Origin of the sequence: Curtobacterium sp. B8 (assembly GCF_000333315.1) — a bacterium.
Lineage (GTDB): Bacteria > Actinomycetota > Actinomycetes > Actinomycetales > Microbacteriaceae > Curtobacterium > Curtobacterium luteum.
The window spans coordinates 1-2,763 of sequence record NZ_BACW01000105.1 but is presented as its reverse complement, the minus strand read 5'-3'; the positions used below and the strand labels follow the sequence as shown (position 1 = coordinate 2,763).

The window sequence follows — 2,763 nt, the reverse complement described above, 5'->3', positions numbered from 1 at the left end:
TGACCTTCGCCTCGCCGACCGCGACGCCGACGGCGTGCGGAACGGCCGCCAGCACCTCGCGCGAGGTCCGGACCATGCGATCGCTGCCGGGGAACTCGATCGCGGACCCGTCCGCGGCGAAGAAGTTCAGGCACACGTCACCCGCGGCGAGGTCGAACGCCGCGTCCTCGACGGGGATGCCCCTGGCGATCGCGTCCCGGGTGGCCGTCGGAGCGCCGATCCCGAGCACAGCACCCTTCGCACTCCCCCAGAGACCGACGACGTGCTGGAACGCCGGGTCCTCGTCGAGGGTGGCGCGCATCGCGGGTGACGGGATCGCCTGGGCGAACAGGAACGCGGGGATCGCCCCGGAGTGCTCGGCCGCGGTCCGCGTGATCTCGTTCGTCTGGAACCACGGCATCGGGTCCGCCTGACCTCCGACCGTGGGGACGAGCTGGACGCCGGACAGCCGTGGCATCCCCGCCTGGGCGACGTCGTACACGGTCCGCCCGGACGACATGAGCACGGCGTCCCCGGGAGCGAGCCCCATACCCTCGAAGGCCGTGGCGATCGGTCCGGCGAGGTCGACGCCGAGCGTCGCGGGGTGCGTGACCGCGGCGAGGTGCACGGCCTGCAGCCCGAGCACGACCTGCAGGCGCTCCGCGAGGGCGACGGTCTCGTCCTGGAAGGGGTCGACGACCTCGATGCGGACGAGGCCCGCTCGGCGGGCCTCGGCGACGAGCCGACTGACGGTCGGGCGGGAGACCCCGAGCCGTGCCGCGATCTCGACCTGTGTGGCGTCCTCGAGGTAGTACATCCGCGCCGCCTGGTACACGGTGTCGAGTGGGAACCGCGAGCGCCCGGCCTCCGTCGGTGCGGCGGGGGTGTCGGAGGACATGTGGCATCGCCTTTCGGAGCGTCGCCGACACCGGTCGACGAGCGATCGGTTCGCGCGGACATCGCGATCGTATCCCCGCTCCGGTCGGTGACACCGGCGGAACGCGGCGCGCCGTGCGAATTGGGGAAATTCTGTTCTGAGCAAACGTTCTACGGGTGTAAGGTCGGATCCGATCGCAGACCACCAGGACACAGGAGTCGAGGATGTCGACGACGACACAGCGTGCGACGAGCGCGCGAGCAGCACGCCGGACCGAGGGGCGGTTGGACCGGATGGGGATCCCGAGGCCGCTCGCGCTCGGCTTCGTCGCGGTCCTCGTCTTCATGACGGGCAACGGCGTCGAGTCGAACTTCATCACGCCGCACATGGTGGCCGTGCTCGGCAGTCCCGAGACGACGGTCGCGACCATCGTGACGTTCTACAGCCTCGCGGCGCTCATCGGGTCCTACGTGTCCGGTGCCCTGTCCGACCTCGTCGGGCCGCGCCGCGTGATGGTGCTCGGGTTCGCCGTCTGGGTGGTCTTCGAGGTGCTGTTCCTCATCGCGCTCGCGATCGGGAGCGTCCCCTTCGCAGCGGTGGCGTACGCCCTCCGCGGGTTCGGCTACCCGCTGTTCGCGTTCGCGTTCCTCGTCTGGGTGAACATCACGACGCCCGTCGAGCGGAACGGCTCCGCGGTCGGCTGGTTCTACGTCGCGTTCACCGGCGGCCTCCCCACGCTCGGGTCGCTCTTCGCCATCGGCGCGATCCCGCTGTTCGGCGGTGGCACGGGCGGGGAGACCGGCGCGATGATCGCCTCCGTCGGGCTCGTCCTGATCGGCTTCCTCGTCATGCTGTTCGGCGTCCGGCTGCCGAACGGGTTCAGCCGGATCGCCCCGGAGGGCGAGAGCACCTGGCGTGTCCTGACGAGTGGCGTGCGCCTCACCGTCACCCGGCCGAAGGTCCTCATGGGCTTCCTCGTCCGTCTGATCAACACCGCCCCGGAGTTCGGGATGTTCGTCGTCCTGCCCACCGTGATCGCCCAGGACCGCGGCTGGGGCCAGGGTCGCTGGCTCCTCATGACCGTCTGCGTCTACGCCACCAACATCCTCGTGAACGCCCTGTTCGGGTGGGTCGGCGACCGCATCGGCTGGCAGCGCACCGTCAAGTGGTTCGGCATCGTCGGCTCCGCGACGGGCCTCGTCGCGTGGTGGTACGTACCGCAGCTCGTGCCCGCCGGGTCGGACTGGGGCTACGTGCTCTCCGTCGTCGCCGGCTGCGTGTTCGGCTGCCTCCTCGCCGGGTTCGTGCCGATGGGCGCGATCATGCCCGCCCTCGCGCCGGACCACAAGGGCGCCGCGATGGCGATGTACACGACGGCGGCCGGCGGCGCCGCGTTCCTCGGCACCGGCGTCGTCGCGGCGGTGTTCGCACTCGGCGGCGGCGGCCAGGCGGTCACCTGGACCTTCGTCGGCCTCTACGCCTGCGCGTTCGTGATGGTCCACTTCCTGCGCGTCCCGCAGGGCGACCGGACGCACTGACCCCGGGCGGTGGCGGCCGTCCCGCCGCCGTCCGGTCCCCCATCCACCACCACCGACAGGACCCCACCACGATGACGACCATCCACGACGACCCCGAGGACTTCGCCGAGGACCAGCTGGCAGGCTGGACCGCGCTCTACGCCGACCGCGTGCGCGCGGTCCACGGCGGGGTCGTGACGCTCCCCACCGCCGACGCCGACCCGCAGGTCGCGGTCGTCGTCGGCGGCGGGTCCGGCCACTACCCGGCGTTCTGCGGCGTCGTCGGCCCGGGCTTCGCCACCGGCGCGGTCGTCGGCAACGTCTTCACGTCGCCCTCGACCGCACAGGTGTACGCGGTCGCGAAGGCCGCCGACCAGGGCCGGGCGTCGG

General features: G+C 71.7%; 3 protein-coding genes. 2 read left to right on the top strand and 1 reads right to left on the bottom strand.

Translation table 11 applies throughout. The features are described from left to right. Nucleotides 1–877, bottom strand: an 877-nt coding sequence (locus I59_RS02825; RefSeq protein WP_022902576.1) for a sugar-binding transcriptional regulator, incomplete at its 3' end; no start/stop codon positions are given. A 203-nt stretch (nt 878–1,080) separates the two neighbouring features. Between I59_RS02825 and I59_RS02820 the strand changes: the two genes are divergently transcribed. Both I59_RS02820 and I59_RS18995 read left to right on the top strand, forming a co-directional pair. Then, nucleotides 1,081–2,394 carry an RbtT/DalT/CsbX family MFS transporter gene (locus I59_RS02820; protein WP_022902575.1) on the top strand — a complete coding sequence of 438 codons (1,314 nt, stop codon included), beginning with the start codon at nt 1,081–1,083 and terminating at the stop codon, nt 2,392–2,394. 71 nt (nt 2,395–2,465) lie between these two features. Next, nucleotides 2,466–2,763 (top strand): dihydroxyacetone kinase subunit DhaK (locus I59_RS18995; RefSeq protein WP_042726396.1); only part of this gene is annotated, 298 nt, incomplete at its 3' end.